The sequence below is a fragment of the Sphingobacterium sp. UBA6645 genome (assembly GCF_002455685.1).
Classification (GTDB): domain Bacteria; phylum Bacteroidota; class Bacteroidia; order Sphingobacteriales; family Sphingobacteriaceae; genus Sphingobacterium; species Sphingobacterium hotanense.
Genome location: NZ_DKLH01000016.1, coordinates 22,868 through 40,509, shown reverse-complemented (window position 1 = coordinate 40,509; position 17,642 = coordinate 22,868). Strand labels below are relative to the sequence as shown.

Here is a 17,642-nt window from a genome sequence, read left to right as displayed (position 1 = left end):
TTTGACTATTAGCCCTTACTCCGTATCCTAGATAGCGTTTCAGGACTCATACCTAATACTGAAGCGATATACTGTAAAGGAACCTGATTGAACAGATCTTTTTGTTGCTCAAAATACTGCTGATATCGCTCCTCTGCGGATAGTGCAATGAAATTAAAAATACGTTGCTCTAAAGCCATAAAGCATTTGGCAATAAAACGTTTTTCTAATACATTCCAATCTGGAATCTCATTTTCTAATGTTAGGTAATCCTGCTTGTTTAGTGTCCAAAGAGTTACTGGTGTTAGAGCATCAATACTCCAGATAGCCTTCTGGTCAAAAAGAAAGGATGCCAAGTCAGTTATAAAATATCCGTTGCCACCAATCCATTGAGTAACTTCCTTATTTGGTGTCATCTTAAACACTCGACAATAGCCTGAACTTACAAAGCTTAACTTCTCACATTGCTTACCTTCCGACAAGAACATGGCATTCTTATCTAAATGTTCCTCTTTGAAGTTAGATAAGATTAAGTCGGCCTGATCATCCGACACTTCAAACATCTGAAATAAAGACTCCTTAAAGTTCATGTTTTATGGTTTGCACACCTAACTTTCGCTTCCGCTCATATATATAGGCTATATTGAATACTAATATAGCCAACATAATCATGGAAAAAGCGATAATCTGTTGTGTGTTGATTGGTTCATGATAATAAAAAACGGCTAAAAAGAAACTAATTATGGGGTTTAGATACATTAGAATCCCAACGACAGAAGAATCCAAGCCTTTCAAAGCAAAGATATTCATGAACAAAGGGATGATGGTATAACCAACGGCAATAATAAGTACAAGCCAATAAAACTCATTTGTTTTCACAGTAGCTGTATCTACAATACTTAATAGCGGCAAAAGAAGGAACATGCTGACCACGATGTGAATTGTCAAAGAAAAGAACTTATCAATTTGGAAGCTATTCTTTTGTAAGATTAGATAGAATGCATAAGACAATGCGATGATCATGCTGTAGAACAAGTCCATGAAATGTCCATAAGCTAAAATGACACAACTAAGGGCCGCCAAAACAACAGCTAACCATTGTCCGTTATTCAACTTCTCGTTCAAAAATATGCTGGCTAAAATAGTGGTTAGAATGGGGCAAATTAAGTATGCTAGCGACGTGGCATTGACGCTAATAGCGTTCATGACGTAGATAAAGGAAAACCAATTGAATGCAAGAAATACGGCTGAAGAAACAACATTGGCAATCAATTTCAATTGCCCTTTTCTATCTAGTGTTCTTATATAATGAATGCTAGCGAGTGTTTGCTTTCTCCTGAATAAGAAGCAAGCGATGACAATAGAAATTGCAGCAAAGATAACACGATGAATAAGGATGTCAAGCGCTCCGAACGCACTGAGGGGTTTTAGTACTAAGGCGAAAGTACCCCAAATAATAAACCCCAGCAATGCTGATGTATAGTACTTCATAGATAGAGAAAAACAGTATAAAAAGAACTAAAGGATAACGAATTCTTCGATCACTACCTGACCCACATATTCATTAACACGCCCTATTATCTGACGGCGCATAATGGCTAGCTCATTCTTGATAACTGCAGACTCTACTTTTACAAACAACTTTCTATCGCGAATATAAATTTGTTGGGTTCGGTTGGCGATGGCTGAGCCAATTAACTCAGGCCATGCAGATATAATAGAAGTTTCGTCGAATTTACGGCGCAGACGGTACACATCAAGTAACTTATCCACGGCTTGTTTAATCGTGATATCGTCACTTCGTCTAAATGCATCGTCGCTATATTTCGCCATGAACCTGTCCTCCTTCTACTTCAAAGATACGAATAGGTTTTTCAATTTCTTTAAAAATGCGCTCGATTCTTGAGGAATCCGTATCGGTTAAAAAAATCTGTCCGAACTCATCCTCCGAAACTAATTGCATCAGCTTCTTAGTCCGCTGATCATCAAGCTTATCAAAGATATCGTCCAGTAATAATAGCGGCTTGAAATGCTTTTTATTCTTTAAGAATGAGTACTGGGCAAGCTTTAGTGCAATTAAGAAAGACTTTTGTTGTCCCTGCGACCCAAATTTCTTTAATGGCATCCCTTCATGTATACTGAACAGTAAATCATCTTTATGGATTCCAACGGTTGTCCGCTCTAGCGCACGATCTTTATCAAGTTGAGAACTCAATAGTTGCAGAAAATCATTACTCAGCAATTGCGATTCATAGATGAGGCTCACCTGCTCTGAGTCGTCGGATAGAAACTGATAATACCGCTGAAACTCCGGAAGGAAAGCCTCCATAAACTCACGTCGTCTTTTAAAGATTCGCTCACCGCTCTCCACCAACTGCAGGTTAAGAACCTCCAACAATCCAACATCAAAGACACCGGTTTCACGAATGTTTTTCAACACTGTATTTCGTTGTAACAAGATTCTGTTGTAATTGATGAGATAGTCCAGATAATGGTTATCCGTTTGCGAGATGACGTTATCAATAAACTTACGACGCTCCTCACTGCCATCCATGATAATAAAAGAATCATTAGGCGATATCATCACCAAGGGGAATTGTCCGATATGATCTGCTAAGCGGCCATACTCTTTCTTATTCTTCTTAAATTGCTTCTTTTGGTTCCGCTTTAAACTACAGGAAACCTGATCGGCCATCAGCTCCCTATCGAACTCACCCTGCACCATAAACCAATCTTCCCCCTTCTTGATATGTTGAGAATCAATAGGATTGAAATAGGATTTACAAAGAGAAAGATAATGGATAGCATCTAACAAGTTAGTCTTCCCTGCACCGTTCTGCCCTGTGAAGGCATTGGTATCAGGAAGAAACTCTAATGTAGATTCCGTATAGTTTTTAAAGTTTAATACCGAAAGGTGTTTGAGCCACATAGCAACACAAAGATAGGCTTTTTATGTTGCTCTATCTTATTTTACCTCTTCAAAATCGATGAACTCACCCGCAGTAGCAGTACCTTTTTTCGGAGATTGCTTTGGCGGAGTAAACTCGACTTTTACTTTTCCATCATGACGCGTCTCACGTTGATTGTATTCTCTAAACGGATCGCCATAAGATTGTTGGAAGGGACCTTCGTTGGCATATTGTTGCTGTTTGTTCATCAAACGCTCTGTTAGCTTACGCATAAAGAACGGCATGAGCAGACGCATACCAAACTTAAAAAGGTAGTAAAATAAAATAATGGATATAAGGAAATAGATAAATGTCATTTTTAATGCTTTTTACCAAATTTAAAAAAATATTGGTTTCAAACTAAATTCTATTGTCAGGCAAATATCAGTTAACAAATTTTTACGATTTGCCTCTAGCCTCTTCAATCGCGTTAAATAACTCTTGAGGATGCTGTGAGCCAATTACATAAATGAGTCCATCGCGATCGGTTAACCATACGGCATCCTTGCCACCGGAATAAAAACGAATCTTCCCATTCTTGTGCAAGTTGTAGACCGGATTGTTGAAAATAAAGCTGGAATAACGTTTCTTCTCGACTTTAACGATAGAACTCAAATCAATCTTAACAACAGAGGTTGTCCATAAGCCGCTTAACAATACATGGGTGGGGAAAACCTTAGTTCTATAACTAATCATGTAAAGCATGATGATGGATACAATCAAAATACCACCACCAACGATGAAGAACAATTGCCGGGAAAGCATATGCTCTAAATTGATGTAGTAGGCAATGAAGCAGAACAAGGCGAGGATCAAACGAACACTGATCCATGTCATATCTCTACCTAAATATTGCTTCTCTTTAAAAAGTAATTGTTCCTCCATACTTCCTATTTGTACACTAAAGTAAGTACTTTCTTTGTATTTTCAGTCACTTTGTACCGATTATCTAGGCGATGGTTGATAATCCAAATAATCTCCCCATTTCCATTCAGCAATATTGGCACACGGTTCTTTTCGAAGCGATCTATTTTCTGCTGAATGAAAAAATCGCTCAGCTTCTTTCTCCCCTTCATACCTAAAGGCACAAAGACATCGCCCTCGCGCCAATTCCTGATCTCTAGTGGATAAATTAAGAGATCGGCATCCACATCCACCTGATGCTTTTCTTTATGGAGAAGATCAATACTCCCCTTCTTCAACTTCAATTTCGCATTCCCAAGATCCACAACCTTCATCCCCTTCTCGATCTTAATTTCTAGCTTTCCCACATCTCCTCTAGATCGAAGAATCAACTTATCGCGATCCAGTAACAGTTCATGGCTATTGGATTCAAACAGCTGCCCCATCCCTCTGTCAAAGCAATCCTGCAAATCGATCAGTATCTCTTTGTTGAAATTATAAGGTTTAAAAAGTTCAAACAAGAGGTAGCTATCATTTATATACGGCGCCAGTGATTCCATTGTTATGACAGTACGACTCTCTTCTTCCTGAAATACTTGCGCACGAATAGCCTCCACCTGTTTTTTTATAAAGTTATAGCTATCTTCAAAATGCTTGATATTCTGTATCATGATAGCTTCAAATTCGGGCTGTATTTCCTTAAACTTCGGGATTATCTCCAAGCGTACTTTATTCCTTGCATACTTAGTCGAAAAGTTGGACTGATCGTCCCGATACCTAACATTATACTCACCTACGGTTTTTTCCACCTCCTCAGCCGTTAAACAGAGTAGTGGTCGGACGATATCCTCACGTCGAGGCGATATACCTAGCAAACCTTGCAGGCCCGTAGAGCGCGTTAAATTCAACAGAGCAGTTTCAATATGGTCGTTCAGATGTTGGGCAATGCAGATAACGGTACATCCTTCCGCGGCCTTCAATTCCTCGAACCAAGCATAACGTAGCGTCCTTGCAGCCATTTGAATGGATTCCTTATGCTTTTTAGCATATTTCTCCGTATCGAAACGCTTTACAAAACACGGATACCCCAGTTCATCGGCGTACTGTCGAACCAGCGCCTCGTCCAGATCAGAATCTTCGCCTCGCAACTGGAAATTGCAATGTGCAATAATGCACTGATAACCCAAATCGTGAAATAAACAAGCCATCAACATGGAGTCTTTACCCCCGCTCACGGCCAATAGAACCTTGTCTGCCGTAGACAGCAGTTGCTTCTCTTTGATAAAGCTTTTTAACTTATTGATGGTAGCCATACATCAAAAATACGCAATCCATTTCTTGAGCACTAATTTCATCACGAAAATTGGTCTGCTTTTCGCTAATATCTACAATATGTTGATTTGTAGATTAAAATTTAGCCTTTAACAATTTTTTGCTAATTATTTATATATTTTTGCGCTTGTGAGGTACCTATTCATTCTTCTAACGCTTCTGTGCTGTATTTCCGGCTATGGACAAACAACACTTACACCTGCCCCTACCGGCAGCGAAATGCGTTTATTATCCTCTTCCAGCAGTAGATTCATCAATCAAAAAATCCTACGCAGTTATCATCCAGTCTACGAACATAAAGGGTCTACTCTTTCTGCCGATAGTGGAGATCTGTATAAGGACGATATCGGACGTGAATTCTTTGAAGCCCATGGCAATATTGTAATCACGCAAACTTCCGGATCAGTAATCTACGGCACCCACTTACATTACGACGCCGCCTCCCAGCAAGCCGTTTTGACTAAGAATGTACGTATGGTAGACGGGCAGACAACCCTTACTACGAATTACCTCACCTACAACATGCGCAGCCAACGCGGAACATACCGCAATGGTGGTCGTATTGAAGGGCAGGGCGACACCATCACTTCCCAAAACGCTTATTATTTCGAAACATCGAAAGATGCTTACTTCAACAACAAAGTCGTTGTGAGATCGCCCAACGTCATTATCTATACCGATACGATGCAGTATAACACCATGTATAGAGATGCTTTCTTCTTCGGGCCAACAAATATAAAAGGACGTAAAGGGGAAAACCTATACACCGAAAAAGGAACGTATAATACCGCTTTCGGGATTGCAAAATTCAACAAAAACAACCTTTATACCGAAGGTAGTCGCTTCTTAAAAGGCGATAGCTTGTTCTACGATCGAAACAGAGGGATTGGCGAAGCCTTCCGTAATGTAGTGTTTGTGGATACGCTTGATAAATTCTATTCGAACGGAGGCTATGGAAAATATATCGAAGCTGACCAGTCCATCCTCATGACAGACAAACCTCTTGTCAAATACGTCATTCAGAATGACACCACAAAACAGGCAGCAGACTCGTTAAGTACAGACAGCCTACAGGCCAATAAAAATCTATCGAAACGAGAAATCAGAAAGCTCGAAAAAGAAAAAGAGAAAGAGAAAGAACTCAAAGCGCAAGAAAAGCAGCTTACAGAAAAAGATATTAGCAGCACGACCGATTCTACAGAAAATAAGGCGGTTGCCCCGATCAAAGAACCTCCCAAAGTGGATACGGCCTATATGACCGCAGACACCCTCTATTCCAAAGTGATTTTTGTAAGGGATTATAAACCCTTAGACCTCAAACTCGACCGCAACGGCGGACAGATTGAGGAATCTACGGAAGTAAACTATGGCGATATGGACGACTCAACCTCGTTTGATGATTCTGACAGCCTTAGTATCGGCGAGCCGATTCTAGAAAAGACATTGGAAACCGCCGAGCCTAAAATTCTCAAAAAATCAGAAACGGTGAAACCCGTTACACCTGCGAAAAAAGCACCCGAAAAAGCCAAAGTGCCCGACTCCATGAATATTGAAGTCACCACAAAAGCCGACAGTGTTCTACGAAGGAAGGCTGAAATGCCAACAGGAACGGAACACGACGACCTACTGTCCGATGCACTGAAAACTGCTCAAACGGCGGATACCCTATTAAAGGACTCCACACAGATCTTTGCTGATACGGCGAGAACCCGTATCGTCCGAGCAAACTATAATGTTAGAGTATTCAAATCGGATTTACAAGCCGTGGCAGACTCCGTTTATTACGGCATGGTCGATTCCATGTTCCGCTTTATGGGCAAACCGATGATCTGGTCCGACGGATCGCAAATCTCAGCAGACACCATTTTTATGCAGATCAAAAACGGGAAGATGGATAATGCTTTGTTAAAACAGAATGCCTTTATGGTAAATGCTGTTCTAGACACGCTCAAGTTCAATCAGCTCAAGGGCAGAAAGATTACTGCATTCTTCGCTAATAATGCTATAGAGCGCCTCTTTGTCGATGGAAATGCTGAAAATCTAGTCTTCTCGACAAACGACAAGACCAATACCATCACAGAGATGTTCCACGACCGCAGCAGTCGGATTAAAATTACCATGGAAAACAATAAGATTATTGACTATGTTTCGATTCGAAAGATCGACCAGAAAATATATCCTTTTAAGCTAGTCACGCAGGAACTGGAAGTACTGCCTGGTTTCCAATGGAAACCCGAAGACCGGCCAAAGTCTGTCGAGGACATGTTAAATCGGAAGCGGGCTGGGCAATCCCTAATTTCTGAACCGGACGATGAAGATGAAGGCGATGAAAACACTGGGGAAATAAAAACGGAAGCAACAAAGTCCATAGACACTAAAAAAGCAGAACCGACCGAGAAAATATTAGAAGAAGCAACCGAAAATTAAAGGTTGCTTTTTATTTACCCAAATATCTTGAACCCCTACACACAAGATGTCAAAGAACACTATCTGCCAATTCCTCACGGTATGACAAGCTAATTATTCTACATACAATTATTCTCACATGGCTAATAACTGCATCTAAATCTATAGCTACATACTCGAAAAGAATAATTAACAAATTGATTTATTCTTGAAATCTATTTTAAAGAAAATGTGTACCTGTCTTTTTATCGATGCCTTCCAACGAATGTAACATTACGAGGCAAGAGCTTTGAAAGAAGTGACTTTCTCACCCTCCGCTTAGCCTTTTAAAAATTCAACTAGCTTGGCAATAGCCTGCGCGCGGTGGCTGATTCTGTTCTTCTCTTCCATGCTCATCTCAGCGAAGGTATGCTCATAACCGTGAGGAATAAAGATTGGATCATAGCCAAAACCTGCTGTCCCTATTCTTTCTTTAATGATATTTCCTTCTACCGTGCCTTCGAAAAAGTGCTGCTCGCCATTTAAGAAGAGCGAAATCACTGTTTTAAAGCGCGCTGATCTATTTTCAGTATCGCCCAAACGCTCCAATACCAAATCGATATTCTTTTCCATATCGCGAGAACCAGAATAACGTGCAGAGTACACGCCAGGCTCACCATTTAAAGCGTCGATCTCCAACCCTGAATCATCCCCAAAGCAGTTCACTCCATATTTGGCAATCAAATAGTCCGTCTTCTGTTGAGCATTTTCTTGAAAGGTAACTCCAGTTTCGGGGATATCATCCTCACAGCCAATATCTGCCAATGATTTAAGAGTAAATTGCTCCCCAACCATCTGTTGTACCTCTTCTAATTTATGTGCGTTGTTTGTCGCGAATATTAATTCCATAGTCTATCTATAATTGCCAAAAATAGCAATATGGATAGGTAAAAACATAAAAAAAATCAGGAATTACGAGCCTATAAAGGTTTTGAATTCGCCCCAGAAGAGTTTCTTCTTCTGCACATCGGCAAACATCTCCTCAAAACTGAAGGTATTGAATACCGTAGCGATTTTGCCCTTCATGTAAGAATTATGCGCAATCGTAGGAAGCTTCAGCGAAGTAGGCTCTACACCGAGCAAGGTAATCTTCTTCGGTTGAAAGAACTTCATGATGCGGGTCCAATCGTTGGGGTTATGCGGATTGGCCAAATTAACAACGGCAACATTGCTTGCATTGAGTTGCAAGGCGCCGATAGTTTTTAAGAACGCCTCCTCTGCTGCTGGCGAGAAATACGGATATTCAGGATAACGAAGGATGAACAGTACGCCCGTCGACTTATCGCCCTGAAAAATAAATTCCTCAGCTGCTGTTTCAGCAGCAGCAGCCTGAGGAATATCTTGATTAGGATAGTTATGGATCGAACCGCCAGGCAAGGCAGTCTCCTCGCCCATCGTAAAGATGGTCTCAGACATCAATGCCTGCAAGGCCGCAACATTATCTGTGGTTAAATTCGATTCCAATGTACAATCCTATTGTTCTGTAATTATCTTATTGACCTAATACCCAAGCAAAGATCAACGGTGCAACGATTGTTGCATCAGATTCAACGATAAATTTCGGAGATTCTGTATCTAGCTTACCCCAGGTAATTTTCTCATTTGGAACTGCTCCAGAGTATGAACCGTAAGAAGTCGTTGAATCAGAGATCTGGCAGAAATATGACCAGAAAGGAACATCATGCCATTCTAAATCTTGGTACATCATCGGAACAACACAGATCGGGAAGTCACCAGCGATACCACCACCAATTTGGAAGAATCCTACACCTTTACCTCCTGAGTTCGCACGGTACCATTCTGTTAAGTAAATCATGTACTCAATACCAGTTTTAACGGTATGTACATTCAACTCACCTTTGATAACGTATGAAGCGAAGATATTACCTGTCGTTGAATCTTCCCATCCTGGACAGATGATTGGAATATTCTTTTCTGCAGCTGCAAGGATCCATGAGTTTTTAGGATCGATTTCATAGTATTGCTCTAAATCACCAGACAACACTACTTTGTATAAAAATTCGTGCGGGAAGTAACGCTCGCCTGCTGCTTCTGCGTCTTTCCACGCTTTTTCTAAATGCGATTGTAAACGTCTGAACGCCTCTTCTTCAGGAATACAAGTATCCGTTACACGGTTGTAATGGTTTTCTAACAATTCCCACTCATCCTGAGGAGTCAAATCACGGTAGTGAGGAACACGCTTATAGTGAGAGTGTGCTACCAAGTTCATCACGTCTTCCTCTAAGTTCGCTCCAGTACAAGAAATGATAGCGACTTTATCTTGACGGATCATTTCAGCTAATGAAATACCCAATTCAGCAGTACTCATTGCTCCTGCTAAAGAAACCAACATTTTACCACCTTCAGCAAGGTGCGTTTCATATCCTTTTGCCGCGTCTACTAAAGAAGCCGCGTTAAAATGAAGATAATTCTTCTCGATAAATTGAGAAATAGGTCCGCGTTGTGTGCTCATGTTTTTTTATATCTGATATTGGGGACAAAGGTACTGATTTATTCCCTAAACAGTCCAAGCCTAGCGATTTACTTTCTACGTAGCAATTTTTTGAAAATATAAGCGAAAAAAGCCAATATAATAACCAAAATGGCCAATATCAGTATCTCCGTTAAGCCTAAACTCCAAGTATCATTATTTAACATATGATATTTTATTTATTAAAATTTTATATCTGTCAATCTTCGACGATGTATTTATATCCTGATGTACCGAATCCTAGGATTTTAAGAGACCACCCATTTATCGCAGGTCTCCAAAAATGCAGGATCCATGTCTGCTCCAATACCGAATCCCTCTCCGATATGAATCTGGTAGCCATCGTATCGAATCCCGCCAATTACAGGATCTTCCAGATGCCCCACCATACAGGTGTCCAGATCAAAGAACTTCACATTTGGCGCGGCATAAGCAAAATGCGCCTTTGCAGCTAATGCCAAACGGCTTTCCAACATACCGCCGATCATACAAGGGATATTGTATTCCTGCGCTACAGCTTGAATTTTCAACGACTCGGTAATCCCCGATGATTTAGAAAATTTGATGTTGATATAATCGCAACTATCCGTACGACATAAGCGCTCGGCATCATGATGATTATAAACAGATTCATCAGCCATAATCGGCACTATGGTTTCACTACGCAATTGGGCCAATAAATGATCATTATAAGTACGCATAGGTTGCTCACAGAACTGTATCTTTAGAGGCTCTAAGCCTTGCAATGCTTCCACCGCCTCTTCATAAGTCCAACCCTGATTAGCGTCGATACGAATCGGAATATCAAAGCCGACCGCTTGTCGAATCGCTTTGATTCGTGCAACATCATCCTGAGGCTTCTTCCCAAGCTTTACTTTTAAGGCAACAGCGCCGCCTTCATGAAGTTTCAGTGCTTTGGCAGCCATTTCTTCCGGGGAAGCAATACCTAAGGTTATATCCGTAACGATGTCACGGACTTTTCCGCCTAAAAACTGATACAGCGGCTGCCCTGCAGCTTTTGCTGCCAAGTCATATAAAGCCATGTCAAAGGCCGACTTGATCGTCGCATTGCCAGCGATATATAGATGCAGTTCCGCCATCCGTTCTGCTATCTGCAAGGGGTCTTTCCCTAACCATATTTTCGCGAAATCTTTAGCCAGCGCAATACAGGTATTTTGCGTTTCCCCAACGATCATCGGAAAAGCAGAACATTCCCCAACACCGAAGTGCTCGCTATCGGTTCTTACACGAATAAAAGTATTCTGGGCGTAATCCATTGTCCCTGTGGCAATCACAAAAGGCTCCATCGGAATACTGAGTCTATAGATTTCAATTTCGGTTATGGTCATGACTTCGTTTGTTATATCATCAAATTTAGCGAATGATATTCCATTTTTACAATCGTTTAGCGAATCAAATACAATTTCAATAATAAAAACGTATAATTTTATATTATACTCAACGTTTTAGTTTATTTTTTATTAGTTTTTCAATAAACTGTTAATTTTATTCGTATATTAGCAAACCTATTGTTAAAATATAAAATATTCACAACACGATGCAGCAAGAAGGACTATACAATCCAGCGTTTGAACATGATGCCTGTGGGGTAGGTTTTGTAGCCCATATAAAAGGACAAAAATCACATCGACAAGTGCAAGATGCACTGACGATGTTAGAGAACATGGAGCACCGCGGGGCATGCGGATGCGACCCGGAGTCGGGAGACGGAGCGGGTATCATGATCCAGTTACCGCATGAATTTCTTTGGGAAGAATGTATTAATCTAGGAATTCAACTACAGGAGCCTGGCTATTATGGCGTCGGCATGCTGTTCCTTCCGAAGGAAGGAGAGATGAATGCTATTTGCCGACAAGTAATCGCAGAAGCTGCAGCCGAGCGCAATATGGAACTATTGGGCTACCGTCCAGTGCCAGTAGATCGTGCCGGAATTGGCCCAACAGCCTTGAGTGCAGAACCGGAAATCGTACAGTTCTTTATCTCCAGACCGGAAGGCGTAGGAAACACCGAAGATTTTGAACGGAAGTTATATGTCCTCCGACGCTTAATCATCCAGAAAATCAAAACTCACCAAGCCTACCCTCTACCACTTTATATTGCCTCACTTTCTTGCAAAACAATAGTCTACAAAGGTCAGCTGACCACTTATCAGGTAGGGTCATACTTCAAAGATTTACATGACCCACGTGTAGTGTCCGCTTTCGGATTAGTGCATTCGCGCTTCTCAACCAATACATTTCCATCTTGGTCGCTCGCGCAACCTTTCCGGATGATTGCCCATAATGGCGAGATCAATACATTGACCGGAAACTTGAACTGGTTCTATGCAGGCGTTCGTGCACTATCCTCACCGTATTTTACAGATGAGGAGATGGAGATCTTATTGCCGGTTGTAGATCGTGGACAATCAGATTCGGCTTGCTTAGATAACGTTGTTGAATTATTGTTGCACAGTGGCAGAAGCCTACCACATGTGATGCTGATGCTCGTGCCGGAAGCATGGGATGGAAACGATCAGATGGATCCGTTGAAGAAAGCATTTTATGAATATCATGCAACTTTAATGGAGCCATGGGATGGACCGGCAGCACTTTGCTTTACCGATGGTAATATTATTGGTGCAACATTAGATCGCAATGGTCTTCGCCCGCTACGCTATGCCATCACCAACGACGATCGCGTTGTTGTAGCCTCAGAAGCTGGTGCATTGCCAATCGATGAAGCTACCATTATTAAAAAAGGAAGACAACAACCTGGTAAAATATTCGTCGTGGATATGGAAGCGGGAAAGATTCGTTCAGATGAAGAGGTGAAAGGCGCATTAGTTCGTCAGCAACCTTATGGCGAGTGGATCAATAATTATAAAATCAAACTAGAAGAGCTCGCAGACCCGCGCGTTACTTTTACATACCTATCTAAAGAGTCGGTATTCAAGTATCAGCAATCCTTTGGTTATTCTCGCGAGGATATCGAAACCATTCTTACACCGATGGCTCTGACCGGCTATGAGCCCATTGGCTCAATGGGTACAGATGTGCCCTTGGCAGTCCTATCCGATCAACCGCAACATATCTCTAGCTATTTTAAACAATTCTTTGCACAGGTAACCAATCCACCGATCGACCCTATACGCGAACGTTTAGTGATGAGTTTAGCAACCTTTATTGGAAATGCCGGCAACATATTGATTGAGGACAAAAAATTCTGTCATTGTGTTACCCTGGAACACCCTATCTTAACTTCTAGCGAACTCGAGAAACTGCGATCAATTGATACGGGGGTATTCCAAGCGAAAACCATACAAAGTTATTTTCGTGCAGATGGCAAATCCGGCTCCTTAGAAGCCGGTCTGGAAAGACTTTGCCGCTATGCCGACGATGCTGTAAAGGACGGCTTTGAAGTTATCATTCTCTCAGATAGAGCGATTGATTCGCAACACTGCGCGATTCCTTCCCTACTTGCCGTTTCTGCCGTTCATCACCATTTAATCAAAACTGGAAACCGCGGTGCAGTAGGCTTAGTTGTTGAAGCCGGAGATGCTTGGGAAGTTCACCATTTTGCTTGTCTACTGGCTTTCGGTGCTACAGCAATCAACCCTTATATGGCGCTGGCAAGCATCCGTACTATGCGCGAGCAAGGTCAACTAGATACTGATTTAACGTGGGACGACCTTAAGAAAAACTATGTGAAGGCTGTTTGCAATGGCCTATTGAAGATATTCTCAAAGATGGGTATCTCGACGCTGCAATCCTACCATGGTGCCCAAATCTTTGAAGTGTTGGGAATAGACTCTTCGGTTGTCGACAAGTACTTCTGTGGCGCTGTTTCACGTATTGGAGGATTAACATTAGATGACATCGCCAAAGAAGCGTTAGCAAAACATTGGCGAGGATTTGAGCATAGCCGAGTGACGCCGACTTTACTTCCTGAGGGTGGATTATACCAATGGAAACGTCGTGGCGAAGGACACCTATGGAACCCACAAACAGTACATTTGCTTCAGCAAGCTTGTCGCACGGATAGTTTTGATACCTATAAGAAATATGCGAGCCTGATCAACAACCAAAAAGAGCATATGTTTACTCTTCGTGGACTGTTAGAATTCGCCAAACATCGCACCCCAATTTCTATCGACCAGGTCGAGCCCGCAAGCGACATCATGAAAAGATTTGCAACTGGCGCTATGTCATTTGGTTCGATATCCCACGAAGCGCATAGCACTTTGGCAATTGCCATGAACCGCATCGGTGGTAAATCAAATACCGGAGAGGGTGGTGAAGACGAATTCCGCTATGCAAAATTGCCAAACGGAGATTCTATGCGCTCTGCCATCAAGCAGGTCGCTTCCGCACGCTTTGGAGTGACATCAAACTACCTAACCCAGGCCGATGAAATACAGATCAAAATGGCACAGGGTGCTAAACCTGGTGAAGGCGGACAATTACCGGGACATAAAGTGGACGATTGGATTGCAAAAGTAAGACACTCCACACCTGGAGTGGGCTTAATTTCGCCACCTCCACATCACGATATTTATTCTATCGAAGATTTGGCACAGCTTATCTTCGATTTGAAAAATGCTAATAGAGACGCCCGTATCAACGTAAAACTGGTTTCCAAGGCCGGCGTTGGTACCATCGCTGCAGGTGTGGCAAAGGCGCATGCTGACGTAATCTTAATCGCTGGTTATGACGGGGGGACTGGTGCTTCCCCCATCAGCTCTATCAAGCATGCGGGTCTCCCTTGGGAACTCGGACTCGCTGAAGCACATCAGACATTAGTACAAAACAAACTCCGTAGCCGCGTTGTACTACAGGCTGACGGACAAATGAAAACCGGTAGGGATTTAGTCATCGCGACGCTCTTAGGCGCTGAAGAATGGGGCGTAGCAACGGCAGCTTTAGTGGCTGGCGGCTGTATCATGATGCGCAAGTGTCACCTCAATACCTGCCCTGTAGGTGTTGCTACACAAGATCCTGAATTAAGAAAACTATTCTCCGGAAAACCGGAAGATGTAGTCAATCTGTTTAGATTCCTTGCTGAAGAAATGCGCGAGATTATGGCGCAATTAGGCTTCCGCACCATCAACGAAATGGTCGGTAGAGCTCAATTCTTGAAGAAAAGGGAAGATTTACCACATTGGAAAGCGTCCAAAATTGATTTCTCAGGAATCTTACATGTGGCTGCAAACGCTAGCGGACAGACCCTATACAATACAGAAGAACAAGATCATGGCATGAGCATGATCTTAGACTGGGGACTACTAACACAGGCGAAACCTGCATTGGAAAGCAAAACACCAGTGTTCGGAACCTTCCATGTGAAGAATACGGATAGAACGATCGGTACCCTACTTTCCAATGAGATTTCAAAAATATATGGATCGGAAGGTTTGCCAGACAACAGCATCAACTTTAAATTTAAAGGATCCGCGGGTCAATCCTTCGGTGCTTTCAACACCAAGGGAATCTCCTTCGAGCTGGAGGGTGAAGCAAATGATTATGTGGGCAAAGGTCTTTCAGGAGCGCAATTGGCGATCTACCCTGCTGCCGAAAGTAGCTTAGTGCCTGATGAAAATATCATCATCGGTAATGTGGCGCTCTATGGCGCGACTTCTGGACATTTGTTTATCAATGGTCGTGCTGGTGAGCGCTTCGCCGTACGGAATTCAGGTGCAACAGCAGTAGTTGAGGGCATTGGCGATCATGGATGTGAATACATGACCGGTGGTAGAGCCCTTATTCTTGGCGAAACAGGTAGAAACTTCGCTGCCGGAATGAGTGGTGGTATCGCATGGGTATATGATCTAAATGGCAACTTCCGCGAAAACTGCAATAAAGAAATGGTCGACCTGGACCCATTGGACGCAGAGGACGAAACGGCAATTATCAACCTGCTGAAAAGACACATATTACTAACGAAGAGCGAAAGGGCAAATACCATTCTTACGAACTGGGCTACAGAAAAGAGCAAGTTCATCAAGGTATTCCCAAGAGAGTACAAACAAGTGATTCAGGTAAAGTTAGTAACAGCATAATCAAGGAGGAAAATTATCATGGGAAAAGCAACAGGATTTTTAGAATATGAAAGAACGCTTCCTCAGAAAGATGCTGTGGAAAGCAGAAGACAGAATTATCAAGAGTTCGTACAACCTTATACGGACGATCAATTAAATAATCAGGCAGCGCGTTGTATGAACTGTGGAATACCATTCTGCCACTCAGGATGTCCACTAGGGAATGTTATTCCCGAATTCAACGATGCTGTTTATGATGGTAAATGGGAAGAAGCCTATCAGATTCTTTCCTCCACCAACAACTTTCCGGAGTTCACCGGCCGTATATGTCCTGCTCCTTGTGAGTCGGCATGTGTACTTGGGATCAACAAATCGCCGGTTGCTATCGAAGAAATTGAGAAACATATCATCGAAATAGCCTACAAGAAAGGCTATGTACAACCGAATAAGAGCTATTTAAAAACTGGAAAACGCGTGGCTGTTGTTGGTTCCGGCCCTTCGGGCTTGGCTGCTGCTGCACAGCTCAACAAAGCAGGACATGATGTTGTCGTGTATGAGCGTGACGATAAGGTTGGCGGATTATTACGATACGGCATCCCTGATTTCAAGTTGGACAAATCGGTCGTTGATCGCCGAATCTCAATCATGGAACAGTCGGGTGTAGAGTTCCGAACTAATGCAGAAGTTGGCAAGAACGTGCCGGCACAGGAGCTAAAAGCATACGATGCTATCGTTCTTGCGGGCGGATCAACTATCCCACGCGACTTAAAGATTCCGGGTCGCGAATTGAAGGGTGTGCATTTTGCGATGGACTTCTTAAAACAACAGAACAAAAGGGTAGGCAATTCCCCTATCGAAGTGGAAGAGATCCACGCCGCCGGCAAAAATGTATTGGTTATCGGCGGTGGTGATACGGGCTCTGACTGTGTGGGAACTTCCAACCGTCATGGCGCAATATCCGTAACACAGTTCGAATTAATGCCAACGCCGCCACAATCCCGTACAGACGCGATGCCATGGCCGACATACCCCATGTTATTAAAAACAACAACCTCGCACGAAGAAGGCTGCCAAAGACATTGGAGCATCAGCACCAAAGAATTCTTAGGTGATGAAAATGGGAACCTCCGCGCTGCAAAGGTGGTAGACCTATCTTGGGAGACCGATGAGAACGGACGCCCAACCAAATTTGCCGAGGTCGAAGGTTCCGAGCGTGAAATCCCTTGCGAACTTGTAACACTAGCCATGGGATTCCTGAATCCGCAACACGAAGGCTTATTGCAACAACTTGGCGTCGATCTTGACCCGAGAGGCAATGTCCTGGCAAGCGAAGCAGAATATAAAACTAACCTCAGCAACGTATTCACCGCCGGCGATATGCGCAGAGGACAGTCCCTCGTCGTATGGGCAATCTCCGAAGGCCGCGAATGCGCCCGAAAGGTAGATGAGTTTTTGATGGGGAAATCGGAATTAGAGAATAGACATTAGATTTTAGATAATAGAGTAT

The 17,642-nt window shown here is 42.6% G+C and carries 14 protein-coding genes; 3 read left to right on the top strand and 11 right to left on the bottom strand.

Annotated features, from left to right (window positions below; all coding sequences use genetic code 11):
- Positions 1–8: 8 nt before the first annotated feature.
- The 7 genes from B2400_RS02835 to tilS form a co-directional block, all read right to left on the bottom strand.
- Positions 9–569 (bottom strand): Crp/Fnr family transcriptional regulator, encoded by a 561-nt coding sequence (locus B2400_RS02835; protein WP_293930644.1) that lies wholly within the window; start codon positions 567–569, stop codon positions 9–11.
- Positions 559–1,470 carry an EamA family transporter gene (locus B2400_RS02830; protein WP_293930642.1) on the bottom strand — a complete coding sequence of 304 codons (912 nt, stop codon included), beginning with the start codon at positions 1,468–1,470 and terminating at the stop codon, positions 559–561. Before B2400_RS02830 ends, B2400_RS02835 begins: the two co-directional genes overlap by 11 nt.
- A 27-nt stretch (positions 1,471–1,497) precedes the next feature.
- Positions 1,498–1,812 (bottom strand): DUF721 domain-containing protein, encoded by a 315-nt coding sequence (locus B2400_RS02825; protein WP_149527111.1) that lies wholly within the window; start codon positions 1,810–1,812, stop codon positions 1,498–1,500.
- Positions 1,799–2,908 carry a DNA replication/repair protein RecF gene (gene recF, locus B2400_RS02820; RefSeq protein ID WP_149527112.1) on the bottom strand — a complete coding sequence of 370 codons (1,110 nt, stop codon included), beginning with the start codon at positions 2,906–2,908 and terminating at the stop codon, positions 1,799–1,801. The genes B2400_RS02825 and recF overlap by 14 nt, the downstream gene beginning before the upstream one ends.
- Before the next feature lie 36 nt (positions 2,909–2,944).
- Positions 2,945–3,244, bottom strand: a complete 300-nt coding sequence (locus B2400_RS02815; RefSeq protein WP_149527113.1) for a DUF4834 family protein — start codon at positions 3,242–3,244, stop codon at positions 2,945–2,947.
- An 82-nt stretch (positions 3,245–3,326) separates the two neighbouring features.
- On the bottom strand, positions 3,327–3,812 hold the full coding sequence (locus B2400_RS02810) for a hypothetical protein (RefSeq protein WP_149527114.1): 486 nt from the start codon (positions 3,810–3,812) through the stop codon (positions 3,327–3,329).
- 5 nt (positions 3,813–3,817) lie between these two features.
- On the bottom strand, positions 3,818–5,143 hold the full coding sequence (gene tilS, locus B2400_RS02805; protein WP_293930641.1) for a tRNA lysidine(34) synthetase TilS: 1,326 nt from the start codon (positions 5,141–5,143) through the stop codon (positions 3,818–3,820).
- A gap of 148 nt (positions 5,144–5,291) precedes the next feature.
- Between tilS and B2400_RS02800 the strand changes: the two genes are divergently transcribed.
- Positions 5,292–7,589 carry an OstA-like protein gene (locus tag B2400_RS02800; RefSeq protein WP_293930640.1) on the top strand — a complete coding sequence of 766 codons (2,298 nt, stop codon included), beginning with the start codon at positions 5,292–5,294 and terminating at the stop codon, positions 7,587–7,589.
- 297 nt (positions 7,590–7,886) lie between these two features.
- Here B2400_RS02800 and B2400_RS02795 read toward each other — a convergent pair whose 3' ends face one another.
- The 4 genes from B2400_RS02795 to B2400_RS02780 form a co-directional block, all read right to left on the bottom strand.
- Complete coding sequence (locus tag B2400_RS02795; protein ID WP_149527116.1) at positions 7,887–8,456, bottom strand: non-canonical purine NTP diphosphatase; 570 nt, start codon at positions 8,454–8,456, stop codon at positions 7,887–7,889.
- 63 nt (positions 8,457–8,519) lie between these two features.
- Complete coding sequence (locus B2400_RS02790) at positions 8,520–9,071, bottom strand: hypothetical protein (protein ID WP_246172306.1); 552 nt, start codon at positions 9,069–9,071, stop codon at positions 8,520–8,522.
- Positions 9,072–9,099: 28 nt separating this feature from the next.
- Entirely contained in the window at positions 9,100–10,080 is a 981-nt protein-coding gene (locus tag B2400_RS02785) for a deoxyhypusine synthase family protein (RefSeq protein ID WP_149527117.1), read from the bottom strand.
- 266 nt (positions 10,081–10,346) lie between these two features.
- A complete protein-coding gene (locus B2400_RS02780; RefSeq protein ID WP_293930637.1) occupies positions 10,347–11,447 on the bottom strand; it encodes a mandelate racemase/muconate lactonizing enzyme family protein in 1,101 nt (366 codons plus the stop codon).
- Between the two features lie 209 nt (positions 11,448–11,656).
- On the opposite strand from B2400_RS02780, the gene gltB reads away from it, so the two are divergent.
- Positions 11,657–16,156 carry a glutamate synthase large subunit gene (gltB, locus tag B2400_RS02775; RefSeq protein ID WP_293930635.1) on the top strand — a complete coding sequence of 1,500 codons (4,500 nt, stop codon included), beginning with the start codon at positions 11,657–11,659 and terminating at the stop codon, positions 16,154–16,156.
- Between the two features lie 18 nt (positions 16,157–16,174).
- Positions 16,175–17,623 carry a glutamate synthase subunit beta gene (locus B2400_RS02770; RefSeq protein ID WP_286651069.1) on the top strand — a complete coding sequence of 483 codons (1,449 nt, stop codon included), beginning with the start codon at positions 16,175–16,177 and terminating at the stop codon, positions 17,621–17,623.
- Positions 17,624–17,642: the final 19 nt, after the last annotated feature.

What these genes read in the sequence shown, in the direction of transcription:
- B2400_RS02835 (WP_293930644.1), bottom strand. Translation starts at nt 569, where the DNA reads ATGAACTTTAAGGAGTCTTTATTTCAGATGTTTGAAGTGTCGGATGAT.
- B2400_RS02830 (WP_293930642.1), bottom strand. Translation starts at nt 1,470, where the DNA reads ATGAAGTACTATACATCAGCATTGCTGGGGTTTATTATTTGGGGTACT.
- B2400_RS02825 (WP_149527111.1), bottom strand. Translation starts at nt 1,812, where the DNA reads ATGGCGAAATATAGCGACGATGCATTTAGACGAAGTGACGATATCACG.
- recF (WP_149527112.1), bottom strand. Translation starts at nt 2,908, where the DNA reads ATGTGGCTCAAACACCTTTCGGTATTAAACTTTAAAAACTATACGGAA.
- B2400_RS02815 (WP_149527113.1), bottom strand. Translation starts at nt 3,244, where the DNA reads ATGACATTTATCTATTTCCTTATATCCATTATTTTATTTTACTACCTT.
- B2400_RS02810 (WP_149527114.1), bottom strand. Translation starts at nt 3,812, where the DNA reads ATGGAGGAACAATTACTTTTTAAAGAGAAGCAATATTTAGGTAGAGAT.
- tilS (WP_293930641.1), bottom strand. Translation starts at nt 5,143, where the DNA reads ATGGCTACCATCAATAAGTTAAAAAGCTTTATCAAAGAGAAGCAACTG.
- B2400_RS02795 (WP_149527116.1), bottom strand. Translation starts at nt 8,456, where the DNA reads ATGGAATTAATATTCGCGACAAACAACGCACATAAATTAGAAGAGGTA.
- B2400_RS02785 (WP_149527117.1), bottom strand. Translation starts at nt 10,080, where the DNA reads ATGAGCACACAACGCGGACCTATTTCTCAATTTATCGAGAAGAATTAT.
- B2400_RS02780 (WP_293930637.1), bottom strand. Translation starts at nt 11,447, where the DNA reads ATGACCATAACCGAAATTGAAATCTATAGACTCAGTATTCCGATGGAG.
- gltB (WP_293930635.1), top strand. Translation starts at nt 11,657, where the DNA reads ATGCAGCAAGAAGGACTATACAATCCAGCGTTTGAACATGATGCCTGT.
- B2400_RS02770 (WP_286651069.1), top strand. Translation starts at nt 16,175, where the DNA reads ATGGGAAAAGCAACAGGATTTTTAGAATATGAAAGAACGCTTCCTCAG.